At 72.5% G+C, this 15,374-nt stretch carries 13 protein-coding genes; 9 read left to right on the top strand and 4 right to left on the bottom strand.

What is annotated here, in order from left to right:
* Window positions 1-16: 16 nt before the first annotated feature.
* From AC156L_RS25650 to AC156L_RS25640, 3 genes are all read right to left on the bottom strand, one after another.
* Window positions 17-2,032 carry a prolyl oligopeptidase family serine peptidase gene (locus AC156L_RS25650; protein WP_414720120.1) on the bottom strand — a complete coding sequence of 672 codons (2,016 nt, stop codon included), beginning with the start codon at window positions 2,030-2,032 and terminating at the stop codon, window positions 17-19.
* Window positions 2,033-2,149: 117 nt separating this feature from the next.
* Window positions 2,150-4,648: an FtsX-like permease family protein gene (locus AC156L_RS25645; protein WP_330883339.1), complete on the bottom strand. Its 2,499-nt coding sequence runs from the start codon at window positions 4,646-4,648 to the stop codon at window positions 2,150-2,152.
* Window positions 4,648-5,406 carry an ABC transporter ATP-binding protein gene (locus AC156L_RS25640; RefSeq protein ID WP_330883337.1) on the bottom strand — a complete coding sequence of 253 codons (759 nt, stop codon included), beginning with the start codon at window positions 5,404-5,406 and terminating at the stop codon, window positions 4,648-4,650. The genes AC156L_RS25645 and AC156L_RS25640 overlap by 1 nt, the downstream gene beginning before the upstream one ends.
* Before the next feature lie 246 nt (window positions 5,407-5,652).
* Between AC156L_RS25640 and AC156L_RS25635 the strand changes: the two genes are divergently transcribed.
* The 8 genes from AC156L_RS25635 to AC156L_RS25600 all read left to right on the top strand — a co-directional run bounded on the left by AC156L_RS25635 (window position 5,653) and on the right by AC156L_RS25600 (window position 13,357).
* A complete protein-coding gene (locus tag AC156L_RS25635) occupies window positions 5,653-6,672 on the top strand; it encodes a LysR family transcriptional regulator (RefSeq protein ID WP_330883335.1) in 1,020 nt (339 codons plus the stop codon).
* Window positions 6,673-6,744: 72 nt separating this feature from the next.
* Window positions 6,745-7,674 carry a 3-oxoacyl-[acyl-carrier-protein] synthase III C-terminal domain-containing protein gene (locus AC156L_RS25630; protein ID WP_330883333.1) on the top strand — a complete coding sequence of 310 codons (930 nt, stop codon included), beginning with the start codon at window positions 6,745-6,747 and terminating at the stop codon, window positions 7,672-7,674.
* A gap of 8 nt (window positions 7,675-7,682) precedes the next feature.
* Window positions 7,683-9,032, top strand: coding sequence for a preATP grasp domain-containing protein (locus tag AC156L_RS25625; RefSeq protein WP_330883331.1), 1,350 nt, complete (start codon window positions 7,683-7,685; stop codon window positions 9,030-9,032).
* Window positions 9,029-10,315: a type III PLP-dependent enzyme gene (locus AC156L_RS25620; protein WP_330883329.1), complete on the top strand. Its 1,287-nt coding sequence runs from the start codon at window positions 9,029-9,031 to the stop codon at window positions 10,313-10,315. Before AC156L_RS25625 ends, AC156L_RS25620 begins: the two co-directional genes overlap by 4 nt.
* A gap of 30 nt (window positions 10,316-10,345) precedes the next feature.
* Window positions 10,346-10,630, top strand: coding sequence for an acyl carrier protein (locus AC156L_RS25615; protein ID WP_330883327.1), 285 nt, complete (start codon window positions 10,346-10,348; stop codon window positions 10,628-10,630).
* A gap of 83 nt (window positions 10,631-10,713) precedes the next feature.
* Complete coding sequence (locus AC156L_RS25610) at window positions 10,714-11,484, top strand: beta-ketoacyl-[acyl-carrier-protein] synthase family protein (protein WP_330883325.1); 771 nt, start codon at window positions 10,714-10,716, stop codon at window positions 11,482-11,484.
* Complete coding sequence (locus tag AC156L_RS25605) at window positions 11,481-12,164, top strand: DUF2786 domain-containing protein (RefSeq protein ID WP_330883323.1); 684 nt, start codon at window positions 11,481-11,483, stop codon at window positions 12,162-12,164. Before AC156L_RS25610 ends, AC156L_RS25605 begins: the two co-directional genes overlap by 4 nt.
* Entirely contained in the window at window positions 12,161-13,357 is a 1,197-nt protein-coding gene (locus tag AC156L_RS25600; protein WP_330883321.1) for an acyl-CoA dehydrogenase family protein, read from the top strand. Before AC156L_RS25605 ends, AC156L_RS25600 begins: the two co-directional genes overlap by 4 nt.
* 18 nt (window positions 13,358-13,375) lie before the next feature.
* Here AC156L_RS25600 and AC156L_RS25595 read toward each other — a convergent pair whose 3' ends face one another.
* The gene (locus tag AC156L_RS25595; protein WP_330883319.1) at window positions 13,376-14,470 is read right to left on the bottom strand and encodes a calcium:cation antiporter; all 1,095 of its coding nucleotides are present in this window, start codon (window positions 14,468-14,470) and stop codon (window positions 13,376-13,378) included.
* A gap of 165 nt (window positions 14,471-14,635) precedes the next feature.
* Here AC156L_RS25595 and AC156L_RS25590 point away from each other — a divergent pair, with 165 nt between their 5' ends.
* On the top strand, window positions 14,636-15,367 hold the full coding sequence (locus tag AC156L_RS25590; protein ID WP_330883317.1) for an MOSC domain-containing protein: 732 nt from the start codon (window positions 14,636-14,638) through the stop codon (window positions 15,365-15,367).
* Window positions 15,368-15,374: the final 7 nt, after the last annotated feature.

Genomic DNA, 15,374 nt, shown 5'->3' with positions numbered 1-15,374 from the left:
GGCCAGGTGAGCGGGCTCACTCCGCCAGCGTGTCCCAGAGGAACGTGTAGGTGAGCGCCCACATGAACGCCGACTGCTCGTTGTCGGCCGCCGCGCCGTGGCCGCCCTCGATGTTCTCGTGGTAGGGCACGTCGTAGCCCAGGTCGTGCAGCTTGGCGACCATCTTGCGCGCGTGTCCGGGGTGGACGCGGTCGTCGCGGGTGGACGTCATGAACAGCGTCGGCGGGTACGGCCTGCCCGCCCGTGCGTTCTGGTAGGGCGAGTACTCCTTGATGAACTCCCAGTCGGCGGGCTCGTCGGGGTCGCCGTACTCGGCCATCCACGACGCGCCCGCGAGCAGCAGGTGGTAGCGCTTCATGTCCAGCAGCGGCACCTGGCACACGATCGCGCCGAACAGCTCCGGGTAGCGGGTGAGCATCACGCCCACGAGCAGGCCGCCGTTGCTGCCGCCGCGGATGCCGAGCCGCTCGGGCGTGGTGATGCCGCGCGCGACCAGGTCCCTGGCCACGGCGGCGCAGTCCTCGTAGGCGCGGGACCGGTTCTCCCGCAGCGCGGACTGGTGCCACTCCGGCCCGTACTCGCCGCCGCCGCGCAGGTTCGCGACCACGTACGTGCCGCCGCGCGACAGCCAGCCCAGGCCCGCGGCGGAGTTGTAGCCGGGCCGCAGCGACACCTCGAACCCGCCGTAGGCGTTCAGCAGCGTCGGACCGCCGGGCCCGCCGGGCGGCGTGACGACGAAGTACGGCACCCTGGTGCCGTCGTCGGACGTGGCGAAGTGCTGCGCCACGGTCATGCCCTCGGCGTCGAAGAACGCGGGCGCCCGCTTGAGCACCTCGACCTCGCCCCCGACGTGGCCCAGGCGCAGCTCGGACGGCACCGTGTACCCGCTGGAGGAGATCAGGTACTCGTCGCTCTGGTGCGGGTCGGTGCCCACGACGTCGGCGGTCTCGAACTCGCGCACGCCCGCCAGCGGCTCCCGCGACCAGCCGTCCGGTCCGGGCGTGAGCACCTCCATGCGGGTCTGCACGTCGCGCAGGATGCTGAGCACCAGGTGGTTGCGGGTCCACACGTGGCCGGTCAGCGACGTGTGCGCGTCCGGCGTGAACAGGGTCGTCAGCTCCCGCCCGCCCGCGAGGAAGTCGTCGAACGGGGTCGCCAGCAGCGCGCCCGCCGGGTGGGTCGTCGCGCCGACCGTCCACGGCGTGCGCAGGCCGATGAGCAGCCACTCGCGGTGCACGTCGGTCTCGGCGTCGTCCGGCACCTCGATCCGGACCAGGCCGCCGTCGTCGGCGCGCAGGAACTTCTCGGCGGTGTAGAACGTCATGGCGCGCCGCACGAACGTCCGCTCGAACCCCTCGGTCGAGTCGTGGTGCGCCCGGTTCCACACGTCGTCGGTCTTGCCCGCGTAGACGACGGTCGCCGTGTCGAGGGGCGTGCCGCGCCGCCACTCCTTGACCACCCTCGGGTAGCCGGAGCTGGTCAGCGTGCCCGGCCCGAAGTCCGTGCCGACGAACACGCGGTCGGCGTCCAGCCAGCCCACCGACGACTTGGCCTCCGGCAGGCTGAACCCGCCGCTCACGAAGTCGCCCGCCTCCAGGTCGAACTCGCGCACCACCACGGCGTCCGCGCCGCCGCGCGAGAGCTGCACCAGCGCCAGCCGGTACTCGGGGCGCAGCACGGCCGCGCCCTTCCACACCCAGTTCTCGCCCTCGGCGGCGGCGACCGCGTCCAGGTCCAGCAGCACCTGCCAGTCCGGCCGCTCGTCGCGGTAGGAGTCGAGCGTCGTGCGCCGCCACAGGCCGCGCGGGTGCTCCGCGTCCTGCCAGTAGTTGTAGAGGAACTCCCCGCGCCGCCGGACGTACGGGATCCGCTCGTCGGAGTCCAGCGCGGCCAGGACGCCCGCCCGCAGGGCCTCGAACTCCTCGGACCCGCTCAGCGCGCCCAGCGTGCGCTCGTTCTGGGCGCGCACCCACGCGAGCGCGTCCTCCCCTGTCACGTCCTCCAGCCAGAGGTAGGGGTCATCGGCGGGCACGGCGAGTTCCTCGGTCATGCCGCCAGTCTGCCCCGGGTGATCGTCGTCGGGGCCGCGACCGCACCATCGGGGCGTACGCCCCCGGCGGAACCGGAGCGGGCTCCGCCGGGGTGGGTGTCAGCCGATGGTCGCGGCGGCCTCCACGGGCGGGGTCCGCAGCACGTACGTCGTGGACAGCACGGTCGACAGCAGCGTCAGCCCGGACGCGCCGCCGATCACCGCGAGGTAGATCCACAGGGGGCCGCTCGGCCACGGCGAGTCGTACACCGCGTAGGCGAACGGGACCAGCGTCATCGCCGACACCAGAGCGCCGAGGAGGATGCCGCCGAGCGAGATCAGCACCGCCTCCACACCGACCATCCGCAGGATCTGCCCGTGCGTGGCGCCGATGAGCCGTTGCAGCGCGAACTCGCGCCGCCGCTCACCGGTCGCGATCACCAGCGTGTTGACCAGCGAGATCACCGTGTAGGCCAGGATCATGCCGACCAGCAGGTAGTTTACCCACGCGCCGGTCTGCTCGCCCCCGCCGCCGCCACCGGAGCTGACCAGCGAGGCCCGGTCGCCGACCCGCAGGTCCTGGTCGGACGAGGTCAGCCCCCGCAACGCGGTGAGCAGGGCGGCCTCCGACGTGCCCTCGGAGGCGCCCACCAGGATCTGCGAGGCCAGACCGGTCGTGGTGTGCTTCGCGACCAGGTCGGCGGGCAGCAGCAGCGTCTCCTCGCCCGACCCCGCGTAGAGGGCGACCAGCCTCGCGTCGACGTTCGCGCCGTCACCCATCCTGAGCTGGACGTTGTCACCGAGCGCGTACCCGAGAGCGCCCGCGCGGTCGGTGGTGAGCGCCACCGTCGAGCCGGTGAGGTCGGCGAACGAGCCGGACGTGGGGCTGATGCCGAGGGTGCCCTGGACGCCCTCGCCGTTCACGCCCAGCGCGGTGGCCGAGTCGTCGTCGTCCTCACCGGACCGGAAGACGGCCGTGCTGTCCACGAGGGCGGACACGGCGCCGACCCCCTCGCGGCCCTCGATCCTCGACACGAGGTCGAGCGGGACGCCGCCGGTCTGCGACGTGACCGCCGCGTCGGCGGTGAGGTCGTCGGCGAAACCGGAGCCGCCGCCCGCCGACGTGGTCTGGAGGTAGATGAGCGCGGTCGCCAGACCGGTCGCGAGCATGACCGGCGTGATCGCGCCCGCGACCCGGACGCGGCGCGCGTCGGAGTTCATCACGGCCAGGTAGCCCGACAGGCCGGTCACCGCGCGCACCGGCCAGCGCAGCACCGCGATGATCACCCTGGTGATGCCGGGGGAGAGCAGCGCGAGGCCGGACGCCCAGAGCATCGCCGTCGGACCGGCGGTGCTGGCGGCCACCGGGCCGGACATCACCAGCGCGGTCACGATCGACAGCGCCGTGCCGCCCGCGAGGCAGATCAGCGCGAACGTGAGCCGCACCCAGCTGAACCACTTGACCTGGAGGCTGGCCTCGGCCAGCGCCTCGGTCGGGCGGGTCAGCGCCGCGCCCCGGCCCGCGACGAACGCGGCGATCGTGGCGCTGAGCAGGGAGATGCCGACACCGGCCGCGACCGGGATGAAGCCCTGGCGGAACGCGATGGCCTCGGACGTGACCCCCGCGGTGGCCAGCTGCTCCAGCAGCCACTCGCCGAGCACCAGGTTGAGCGGGTAGGCCAGCGCCGTCGCGAGCACCGCGACCACGATCGTCTCGCCCAGGATCATCCTCCGCAGCTGGCCCGGCGTGCTGCCGATAGCCCGCAGCAGAGCCATCTCCCGGTGTCGCTGTTGGACGGACAGCCCCAGGGTGCCCGCCACGACGAACATCGCGACCATCACCGCGAGACCGCCGAACACCGCCGACAGCGCGATCAGGTCGTCACCGCCGCCGACCGCCCCGTCGGCCTCGGCGCGCCCCCGGTCGTCGCCCGCCAGCACGGCCAGCTCGCTGTCGCCGATCACGGCCGTGAGCCGCTCCTGGAGGTCGGCGACGGACGTGCCGTCGGACGGCAGGACCGCGATGGCGTCGACCTTGCCGGACTTGCCGTGCAGCCGGGTCGCGTCGGCGTCGGTGAAGAACGCCGCCCGGTTGTCCGACGCGGCCGACGCGACACCGGTCACGCGGAACGCCTGCTTCTTGCCGCCCACGGCCACGTCGAGCGTGCCGCCGACGCCCTGGCCGGTCGCCGCGGCCACGCCCTCGTCCAGCACGACCGTGCCGTCACCGGTGGGCGCCGTGCCCTCCTTGAGGGAGTAGGGCGTCAGTTCCGCCGACGCCCACGCGTGACCGCTGACCTCGCCGCCCGCGACCGGGGCCCCGTCGCGCAGGGGCGACAGCGGGAACGTCACGTCCGGCACGGCCTTCGCCACACCGGGGACGGCCGCGATCCTGGCGGTCAGCGCCGCGTCGACGCGCGCGCGTTCCAGGTAGGACTGGCTGCTGGCCACGACCAGCGGCGTGCCCGCCAACCGCTGCGGCGGCACGGCGTCGCGGATGCCGGTCTCCATCAGACCACCGCACGCCATCACGATGGCGGCGCCGAAGAACAGCGCGATGAACGAGGCGGCGAACCCGCCCTTGCGGAAGCGCAGGGTGCGCAGCGCGAGCCGGAACATCAGTTCACCGTGCCCGCGGGCTCGTCGGCCCAGGCGCCGAGCTGCGTCATGCGCTCGCCGACGGCGTGCGCGGTCGGCGACTGGAGCTCGCCCGCGATCTGGCCGTCCGCCAGGAAGATCACCCGGTCCGCGTGCGAGGCGGCGACCGGGTCGTGCGTCACGATCACCACGGTCTGGCCGACGTCGCGCACCGCCCGGCGCATCAGCGCCAGCACCTCCAGGGCCGTGCGGGTGTCCAGCGCGCCGGTCGGCTCGTCGCCGAAGATGACGGCGGGCTTGGTGATCAGCGCCCGCGCGATGGCGACGCGCTGCTGCTGGCCGCCCGACAGCTCACCGGGCCGGTGGTGCTTGCGGTCGGACAGGCCGACCCGCGCCAGCACCTCGTCCACGTCCGCGCGCTTGGCCTTGCGGCCCGCGAGCCGCAGCGGCAGCTGCACGTTCTCCACGACGTTCAGGGCGGGCAGCAGGTTGAACGACTGGAAGATGAAGCCGATCCGGTCGCGCCGCAGCCGCGTCAGCTCGCGCTCGTTCAGGCCCGTCAGCTCGTGCCCGTCCAGCACCACCGACCCCGACGTCGGCCGGTCGAGGCCCGCCGCGCAGTGCAGGCACGTGCTCTTGCCCGACCCCGACGGACCCATCACGGCCGTGAACGTGCCGCGCCTGATGCCGAGCGACACGCCCGCCAACGCCACCACGCCGTTGCGGTCGTTGCCGTAGACCTTGCGCACGGACTCCAGGCGCACCACGTCGTCGTCCACTGTCCTTCTCCCCACGTCTTCCACTCCGGACACGGGGGGACCTTACGGACGGTGCGCAAGCCGTCGCACTGGTGCAGGCCCCCCGAAAGCATCCCCCGAACGGGTCTTCCCTGGTCGGCGCAGCGATAGGCAGGACTAATCGCTCGGGGACCCGACCTTCGGTTCTCCGACGGAAAGCCGGGTCCGGCGCCGGGAGCTGGGGTAGGTTTGGCCCAGCCGTCCCGTCCCACGTGAACGGTTGGTCGCATGCACCTGGAAATCCGGCACGCACGGGTGGTGATGACGCTCGCCGAGGCGGGCAGCATCTCGAAGGCCGCGGCGAAGCTGTCACTCCCGCAGCCCAGCCTCACCGCCCAGCTCCGGCGCATCGAGAAGGCCGTGGGCGGCGACCTGTTCGTGCGATCGGCCTTCGGCATCACCCCGACGCCGCTGGGCGAGCGGCTCATCCCCATGCTGGCGGACCTGGCCACCCGCGCCGACGCCGTCGTGGCCGAGGCGTCCTCGTTGGCCAGCGGCATCCTCCGCTTCGGCAACGCCGAGTGGACGCCCGTGACCCTGCGCCGCGCGCTCCAGGCCTCGCTGCCGTCGGTGGAGGTCCAGACGGTGACGCTGGACCCCGCGCTGAGCGTCGAGGCGGTGAACCGGGGGGAGCTGACCGCCGCGCTGGTGCCCAGCCCCGAGGCGGTCGACGGCGTCCGCCCGCTGGACCCCTCGCTGGCCAAGGAGATCATCGTCCGCGAGCCCATCTGGCTCGCGCTGCCCCGCGACCACGCGCTCGCCCGCCGGACCACCGTCAGCCGCAGGCACATGGCCGCCCTGAGCTGGGTGCAGCACGTCCAGGGCCACTGGTTCCACCCCGTCGAGGAGCACCTGTTCCGCAAGCTCGACCACCCGACGCCGGAGGTGCTGCACTACGCGGGCGGGCACGCCGAGGCCATGGCGTGGGTGCGCGACGCGGGCGCGGCGGCGCTCGCGACCCCGACCGGGTCCACGGCGGACGTCAACCTCGTGGCCATCACCGAACCGCTGCGCAGCCGCCTGCTGCTGGTGTGGCGGCCGGGCTCGATCCACCCGAACACCCTGCGGCAGCTGATCGACGCGCTGCGCCGGTACTACTGCGACTACGCCAGGACCATCCCGCGGTACTGGAACTGGATGACCGAGCGGCCCACCGACTTCCCGGAGCTGGCGAACTTCCTGCCGCGCCCCGGCCGCTGGTGGCCGCGCGACCCGAACGACGTCGAGGCGCACCCCGCGTCGAGCTGACCCCCGAGCCCCCCGCGAACGCGGTCAGTCCGGTGTCAGCGGGTGGTCAGCACCGGCGGTGACGCTGTGGCCATGACGTCATTGGTGGCAGTGTCGAGTCATCTGCCGGAGACCGTGTCCGTGGCGGACCTGCGGGAGTCGTTGGGGTTGAACGACCAGCAGGTGCGGCGGTTCACCAGGCTGTACGGCCTGGACCGGATCTGCCAGGCGCCGGGGCAGACCGAAGCGGAGCTGATGATCGCGGCGGCCGGGAAGCTGGACGCGCTCATCGGCCAGGAGGAGCGGGTCCGGTACGTCATCCGGGCCAAGGGGATGCGGACCACCGCCCCCTACCCGATCAGCCCGGTGCAGGACGTGCGCGAAGCGCTCGGGCTGACGCACGCCAAGACCTTCGCGGTGGCCGACCACGGCTGCGCGACCGGCCTGCTGGCGCTGGACGTGGCGGGCACGCTGCTGGCCGCCGACGGCGACCCGGACGCGCTGGCGCTGATCCTCGCGGGCGACAAGACGTTCACGCCGTTCACCCAGTGGGTCGAGGACGTGTCGATCATGGGCGAGGGCGTCGCTGCGGTCCTGGTGTCCGCACGGGGCGACCGCGACCACCTGCTCGGCTACGCCACCCGCATCCACGGGCGCGACGACGGCGTGATCGACATGACGCCGGACGTGGCCAAGTACGCGCGCAAGATCTACCAGGACGCCCTCGAAGAGGTGATCCTCGGCGCGCTCGGCGAAGCGGGCCTCACCCTCGCGGACGTCGACCTGGTGCTGCCGCACAACGTGAACCGCGTGTCGTGGACGGTGGCCGCGAAGAACCTGGGCCTGCCGAACGAGAAGTTCTTCCTGGACAACCTGGACAAGACCGGGCACTGCTTCTGCGCGGACCCGTTCATCAACTACCAGACCGTCCGCGAACTGGGCCTGCTCAAGCCGGGCGACAAGTACCTGATGACGTCGGCCGGTCTCGGCCAGACGTTCTCCGCCGCCGTTTTCCAGCACTAGGACGCGACATGGATGACTTCACCACCCGCCTGAAGCGGGCCGTGGTCGGCGAGCCGGACGCGTCGCTGGTGTACCTCGGCAACTTCGAGGTCGAGGAGCAGTGGGCGCGCGGCGAGCACACGCTGCCGCGCGTGTCCGCCGCGAGCGGCAGCGCCGTGGTCAACCACATGGACGAGTTCGCCCTGCTGCTCGCCGGGCCGTCCGACCACGTGGTGCTCAAGGCCGCTCCGGACGCCGACTACCTGGACCACCTGACCGGCCTCGGGATCGTGCTGCCGACGGTGCACGTCGTGGCCGACCAGAACCCGCTGCGCAACGTCACCGAGGACGCGCTGGCCGACCCGGCGCTGGTCGAGGCCCTGAGCGGGCTCGACGCGCACCTCGTCGCGCACGGCGTGTCCGAGGTGGAGGAACGGCTCGCCGCCGCGACCGGGCTGCCGCTCGCGGCCCCGGACGCGGCGACCTGCAAGTCGGTCAACAGCAAGGTCTACAGCCGCCGCGTCGCCGACGAACTCGGCCTGCGGCAGCCCGCGGGCTGGGCGTGCGACACGCTGGAGCAGCTGGAGCGCGCGTTCACCGAGGCGGCCCCGCTGGTCGAGCGCGGCGAGAAGGTCGTGGTGAAGGAGGCTCTCGGCGTGTCCGGCAAGGGCATCGCCGTGCTGGAGAGCCCCCGCCGGATGGACCGGCTGTTCCGGATGATCGCCAAGTCGGTGGAGAAGTCCGGGCAGCCGAGGATCGCGTTCTGCGTGGAGAACTGGGTCGCGAAGAAGACCGACCTGAACTACCAGTTCACCGTGGGCCGCGACGGCGTGACGCACTTCGACTTCGTCAAGGAGCTGTTCACCGAGGGCGGGGTCCACAAGGGACACCGGATGCCCGCGCGGCTGTCCGGCGCGCAGGTGGACGAGCTGGTCGCCACGGCGGGGCTGCTGGGCAAGAAGCTGTCCGCCGACGGGTACTTCGGCGTCGTCGGCGTGGACGCGATGGTCGACCCCGACGACGGGCTCTACCCCGTCATCGAGATCAACGCCCGCAACAACATGTCCACCTACCAGGTCCCCTCGCAGGAGAGGTTCGTCGGCGCCGGGCAGATCGCGCTCGCCCGGCACTACCCGCTGCGGCTGACCGGCGAGCTGGGCTTCGGCACCGTGCGGACGCTGCTCGACGGCCTGGTGCTGGAACGGCGGGGCGGAACGGGCCTGCTGGTCAACAACTTCGCCACCGTCAACGCGGGCGCCCGCGACGACGCGGCGTTCGACGGACGGCTGTACGGGATCGTCGTCGGCTCGTCCGACGACGAGATCGCGGCCGTCGACGCGGAGATCACCACCCGACTGGCGAAGGAGGACCGGCGATGACCGCCGAGTTCGAAGTCCAGGGCATCCCGATCACCGAGCTGGCCGAGGAGTTCGGCACGCCGATGTACCTCTACGACGGCGACGAGCTGTCGTCGCGGGTGCACGGCCTCAAGGCGCACCTGCACCCGAGGTTGGAGTTCTTCTTCTCCCTCAAGTCGAACCCGAACATCGGCGTGTGCGCGGTGCTCCAGGCCGCGGGCGCGCGGGTCGAGGTGTCGTCGATGGCGGAGCTGATCACCGTCCGCCGCTCGGGCGCGGCCCCGGAGAACATCATCTTCCTCGGCCCCGGCAAGAGCGAGCGGGAGATCGAGGCCTGCCTCGACGAGGGCATCTACACGATCATCTGCGAGTCGTTCGGCGAACTCGCCCTGATCGACCGGTTCGCCCGCGAGCGCGGGGTCGTCGCGCCGGTCGCGCTGCGGATCAACCCGAGCTTCGCGGTCAAGGGCTCCGGCCTGACCATGGGCGGGAAGCCGCGCCAGTTCGGCATCGACGAGACGCAGGTCTTCGACAACGCCGACCTCGCGCAGCGGCACCCGAACGTGCGGCTGATGGGCGTGCAGGTCTACATGGGCACGCGCATCCTCAGCGAGGAGGCCATCGCCGAGAACACCGAGCGCATCTTCGACCTGGCCTGCCGGGTGTCCGACGTCCTGGGCTTCCCGCTGGAGATGGTCGACATCGGCGGCGGCCTCGGTGTCGCGTACTTCGACGGCGAGCGGGACCTGGACCTTGAGCTGCTGGCCGCGCGGGTGAACCCGATCATCGCGGAGTTCGCCGACGCCCACCCGGAGACCCGGCTGGTGATGGAACTCGGCCGCTACCTCACGGCCACGTCCGGCACGTACGTCGTGCGGGTGCGGTACGTGAAGGAGTCGATGGGCGAGAAGTTCGCGGTCGCCGACGGCGGCACGAACCACCACATGGCCGCGGTCGGCATCGGCTCCTTCGTGAAGCGCAACTTCCCGATGGCCGTGCTGAACCGGATGGACGAGCCCGCCGTCGAGAGCTGGCACGTCACCGGCCCGCTCTGCACCCCGAACGACACCCTCGGCAAGAAGATCGCGCTGCCGCCGGTGCGGGTCGGCGACCTCGTCGGCGTGCTGCGCTCCGGCGCGTACGGCCCGACCGCGTCCCCGGTGCTGTTCCTCAGCCACGGCTACCCGGCCGAGGTGCTCGTGCAGGACGGCCGGGCCCACCTCGTGCGCGAGCGCGACACCACCGAGGACCTGCTGCGCCACCAGCGCCTCCCGAACCTCACGGCCGTGGCGACGCCGGAATAGACCCGCTTTCCCCGAAAGGACCTGAAGACCATGAGTGACACGGCCGACATCCAGACGACGGCGCCCGAGCGGGCCCGGATCGTCTCCGCCATCACCTCGGTGCTGGCGCAGGTGCTCGACTACGACCTGCCCGAGCTGACCGAGTCGTCGCGCCTGTTCGACGAGCTGGGCCTCGACTCGACCGGCGTCTTCGAGCTGCTGATGCAGCTGGAGGAAGCCCTGGAGGTCGAGTTCGACACCGACAACCTGGAGATGGCGCACTTCGAGACGGTCGCGTCGCTCGCCGACTTCGTCGTGGCAGAGCGGGACGCCTGAGCATGTACCGGACGGCGGCACCCGTTCCCGAGACGACCAGGCGCCCGCGCCTGGTGCGGTCCCCGCTCGGGGTGGCACGGGTCGTGCACAGGAAGTTCGACGGCGGGGACCGCCGGATCGACGACGAGTTCTCCCAGCGCCACTTCGCCGACCTCACCAGGGGCTACGGCGTCACCGCGCGCCCCGAGGTGCTGGTGGCCGGGACGACGTTCACCGCGATGGCCCAGAACCTGGTGGCGGAGCTGGACCTCGGCTCCGACCAGGTCGACCTGGCGCTCGTCGCGCACAGCACCCCGGACCTGGACTGCCGACTGTCCGCGGCGACCTACCTGTCCGAGGAGCTGACCAACGGGCCGCTGGTGTTCGCGCTGTCCGACAGCGGCACCTGCGCGCCGTTCACCGCGCTCGAACTCGCGGGCGACTACGCGCGGCGGCACGGCTACCGGCGCGCGCTCGTGCTGGTGCTCGACCAGTCGACCCTGCCCTACGAGGTCGAGGGCACCGCGCCGCGCGGCAACGCCGGTGTCGCGGTCCTGCTGGAGGACAGGAGGGCCGGTGGGCTGTCGGTCGGGCACGAGGTCGGTGTCCGCCAGGCCGACCTGCCCGCCTCGATCGACGCCGCGCTCGGCTCGCTGCTCGGGCCCGACTCGTCGGCGACGGTCGTCGTCGGCGCGGGCATCGACCCGGACCTGGTGCGGCACAGCGGTCCCGTGCTCGTGGCCGAGACCGGCTACCCGTGCACGGCGGCGTGGTCGCTGCTGGCCGCGCACGGCGTCGACGCCGACCCGGTGGTGCTGATCGACCACGACCCGAGCACCGGCGACCTCGGCTACTGCGTCGTGGGGGGACCGTGACCACGCTCGCGCACGCCGACCGGTGGACGCGCTGCCACCGCGCCGCGCGTGCGGACGGCGTGGCCGCCGCCCTGGCCGAACTCGCCTCGGCGGTGCTGCCCGGCCTGCTGCCGTGCGGCCCCGCCGGGCACGCCGTCGTCCCCGAGGACGTCGCGGCGGGCACCACGCGGATCTGGGCCGACGGCATCACGGTCGACCGGGCCGACTGCGCGGAGACCGCGCTCGGCTCGGTCGACCTGCCCGGCGGACCGGTGCTGCTGCAACGCCACCTGGCACCGGCCGGGGTGAACGGCTTCGCGCCCGCGCAGCGCGCCGCGTGGACGCTCGGCCTGGTGTGGCTGCGGCTCGGCCTGTCCGAGGAGCTGCGGGAGACCGCGATGCGCTACCTCAACGGCAGGCGCACCGGCAACTCCACGCTGCTCCAGCAGCAGATGGTGAAGTCCACGGTCGCGGACGGCCTCATCGAGCACCTGGAGGTCCGCGCGGTGCTGACCGGGATCGGTCCCGGCGAGCTGCCGGACTCCTCGCTCAACCACCTGCACGCCCAGATCACCGAGGCCGACCGCGCGCTGGTGAAGCTGCTCGGCGCGAGCGGCTACCTGGCGGGCGGGCCGGGTCAGGTCGCGCGCGTCTCGGAGCTGCTCGCCGAGGCCTACTGCCGTCCGGAGGAGCGACTGTGACGACGATCCAGCTGGACGACCGGTTGCTCGCGCTGCGCGGCCAGGTCCGCGAGTGGGGGGCCGACTTCCGGGCGCTCGGGTTGGCGCTCGACCGCGACCCCGAGCTGATCCGGGAGCACTTCGACCTGCCCGCCGTGCGGTACCTGTCCACGATGGGCATCCCGCCGGAGTACGGCAACGTGCCGATCCCCATCGCGGGCAACAGGTTCTACGGGACGCTCGCCCTGGAGCGGGCGATCATCATGGAGGAGCTGTCCTGCGCCGACGTGGGGATGCTGGTCGCCTCACCCGGCCCGCTGCTCGCCGGGGTGCTGATCGACCTGCTCGCCGACGAGCAGCAGAAGGACTGGTTCTACGGGCGGATGCTGGAGAGTCCGCTGTGGACGTTCTTCGCGCTCACCGAACCGGACCGGGGTTCCGACGCGGGCGCGCTGAGCACCACGGTCGTGCCCGCCACGGGGGACCGGCCCGCGCTGCTCAGCGGCGAGAAGCGGTACGTCGGCAACGCGGCCCGCGCGCAGCTCGGCGTCGTGTTCGCCCGCACCAGCCCCGGCCCGCTGGGGATCAACGCGGTGCTCGTGGAGAGCCCCAGCCCCGGTTTCCACGCCGAGGCCCTGGAGACCATCGGCCTGCGGGGCGCGCGGATCAGCGCGATCACCATGCGGGACGTGGAGATCGCACCCGAGCGCTTCCTCGGGCGGCACCTCTCCCCGTCGCGGCGGGGGATGTGGGCGTTCGTGCAGACGTTCAACCTGCTGCGGCCCGGTGTCGCCGCCATCGCGCTGGGCATCGCGCGGGCCGCGCACGAGTACGTGATCACCCACCGGAGCGCGCTGCGGCGCGACGAGCGCGACCGCCTCGACCTGCTGGCGCGGCGGATCGACGGCGCGCGCAGGCTCGTGCACCTGGCGGCGGCCGCGGTCGACGCCCGCACCGGCGACGGCTACCTGGCGTCCGCGGCGAAGGTGCGCGCCGCGGAACTGGCCCACGACGCCACGCAGCAGGCGTGCACGTTCTTCGGCGCGGGCGCCAGGCTGGAGCACCCGGTGCTGGACAAGCTGGTCCGCGACGCCCGCGGCATGGAGTTCATCGAGGGCACCTCGAACATGCAGAAGCTGAACCTGTTCCAGGGGTTGTTCACCGGCAAGCTGGACCGCGACGACCCGTTCCGCACGGCGCCGCTGGCGGTGTGACGCGCCTGTTCCTCGCCGTCACGGGCTGACGGCGAGGAACAGGAACGCGGCCAGCAGTCCGAGGTGGACACCACCCTGGAGCAGGGTGGCGCGCCCCGGCACGATCGTCAGCGTCCCGGTCACGACGGTGAGCGCGAGCAGCACCATGTGCGTCGGGCCGAGACCCAGCACCAGCGGGCCGGTGAGCCAGATCGACGCGATGGCGATGGCCGGGATCGTCAGGCCGATGCTCGCCATCGCCGAACCCAGCGAGAGGTTGATGCTGGTCTGCACCCGGCCGCGGCGAGCCGCGCGCACGGCGGCGAGGGTTTCCGGGGCCAGCACCAGCAGCGCGATGACCACACCGACGACGGCGAGCGGGAACCCGGCCGCCTCCACACCCGCCTCGATCGCGGGCGAGACGGCCTTGGCGTTGCCCACGACCGCCACCAGCGACACCAGCAGCAGCCCGAGGCTGATCACCGCCGCCTTCGCGGTCGGCGGCTCCGCGTGCTCCTCCAGCACCACACCGTTCTCGTCGAGCGGGAGGAAGTAGTCGCGGTGCCGCACGGTCTGCATCGCGACGAACAGCGCGTAGAGGCCCAGCGACGCGACGGCCGCGAACGCGAGCTGCGCCGGCGAGAACTCCGGGCCGGGCTTGGTCGTGGTGAACGTCGGCAGCACCAGGCTCAGCGTCGTGATCGTGGTGACGGTGGCGAACATGCCGCCCGTGCCCTCCGGGTTGAACGTCGCCACCCGGTGCCTCAGCGCGCCCACGAGCAGCGAGACACCCATGATCCCGTTGATGGTGATCATGACTGCGGCGAACACCGTGTCGCGGGCCAGCGTCTCGCTGCCGGGTTTGCCGTCGGCCATGAGCGTGACGATCAGCGCGACCTCGATCACCGTCACCGCGACCGCGAGCACCAGCGACCCGAACGGTTCACCGACCCGGTGGGCGACCACCTCGGCGTGGTGCACCGCGGCCAGCACGGCTCCCGCCAGCAGCACGGCCACGAGCACGACCGCCAGGACCGGCAGCTCACGCCCCCAGGTCAGGGCGAGCGCCGCGACGGCGACGACGGGAACGGCGGTGGTCCAGTGCCGGGCGGTGGTGCGGGTCGGGTTCGCCATACTTCCTCACGTGCTCGGGGACGGTCCCTCCCAGCATTCCTGTTCCACCGCTGTTTCGCACCCCGACGAATCGTCCAACCAGCGGTTTCGCCGTTCCGGTGTGGTGAAACCGACCCCCGTCGGGTGATCCGGTTTGGCACGGGGGACGGCGGGCTAGCCTGGCCCATGTCGTTCCCGACACCCGCGGGCCGGGTGGACCTGCTGCTCGTCGCGCCCAGCAGGACCGAGTTCAGCACGTTCCCGGTGACCGCCGCCGAGTTCGACCTGGAGGCCAACAAGATCGTCGGCAGCGTCCGCAACGCGGGCCGGGTGGTCGCCGCCGACGTGCGGTGCCGGGCCTACCGCCGGGGCACGACGGTGCTCAACCGGCAGTCGGTGTCGCTCATCAGCGACACCGACCTCGACCACATCGCGGCCGGGCTCGGCCTGGACGAGCGGGCGTGCCTGGACGGTCTGCGCGCGCTGGGCGCGGCCCACGTGGACACCGACGGGGTGGACGTCGCGGCCCACGCGGCGCTGCTGGACGGGCTGGCCGACGGCGAGGCGGGCAGGCTGTTCCTGGCGCAGTGCCTCGGGGTCAACGTCGTCGTCGGCGGGTTCGCCGGGGAGGGTGCCATCCCCGACTTCGGCGCGCTGCCCGCGGGTGTCGACTTCGGCCCGTACGACCGGGTGCGGCGCCGGTTCACCGACGCCGCCGTCGTGGTCACCCGCGTGAACGAGCCGTGCGCGCGGCCCGCCGCCCTGGTCGAGAAGTACTACCCGCGGCCCATCGGCAGGCTGGGCAAGCGGTTCGTCCGGGTGGCGGCCGGCAGGCGCGGGTACGTCGGCATGGTCGCCAGGGGCGGGTCGATGGCCGTGGGGCAGTCGCTCGGCTTCGTGCCCTTCGGCGCCCGCTAGCGCCGCC

Source organism: Umezawaea sp., from assembly GCF_057122925.1.
Note: the sequence above shows the minus strand (reverse complement) of the source record. Positions and strands in the feature narration are given on the sequence as shown.

Bases quoted from the DNA above. Each gene is read 5' to 3' on its own strand.
- AC156L_RS25635 (WP_330883335.1), top strand. From the start codon at position 5,653: ATGCACCTGGAAATCCGGCACGCACGGGTGGTGATGACGCTCGCCGAG.
- AC156L_RS25620 (WP_330883329.1), top strand. From the start codon at position 9,029: ATGACCGCCGAGTTCGAAGTCCAGGGCATCCCGATCACCGAGCTGGCC.
- AC156L_RS25630 (WP_330883333.1), top strand. From the start codon at position 6,745: ATGACGTCATTGGTGGCAGTGTCGAGTCATCTGCCGGAGACCGTGTCC.
- AC156L_RS25625 (WP_330883331.1), top strand. From the start codon at position 7,683: ATGGATGACTTCACCACCCGCCTGAAGCGGGCCGTGGTCGGCGAGCCG.
- AC156L_RS25590 (WP_330883317.1), top strand. From the start codon at position 14,636: ATGTCGTTCCCGACACCCGCGGGCCGGGTGGACCTGCTGCTCGTCGCG.
- AC156L_RS25645 (WP_330883339.1), bottom strand. From the start codon at position 4,648: ATGTTCCGGCTCGCGCTGCGCACCCTGCGCTTCCGCAAGGGCGGGTTC.
- AC156L_RS25615 (WP_330883327.1), top strand. From the start codon at position 10,346: ATGAGTGACACGGCCGACATCCAGACGACGGCGCCCGAGCGGGCCCGG.
- AC156L_RS25595 (WP_330883319.1), bottom strand. From the start codon at position 14,470: ATGGCGAACCCGACCCGCACCACCGCCCGGCACTGGACCACCGCCGTT.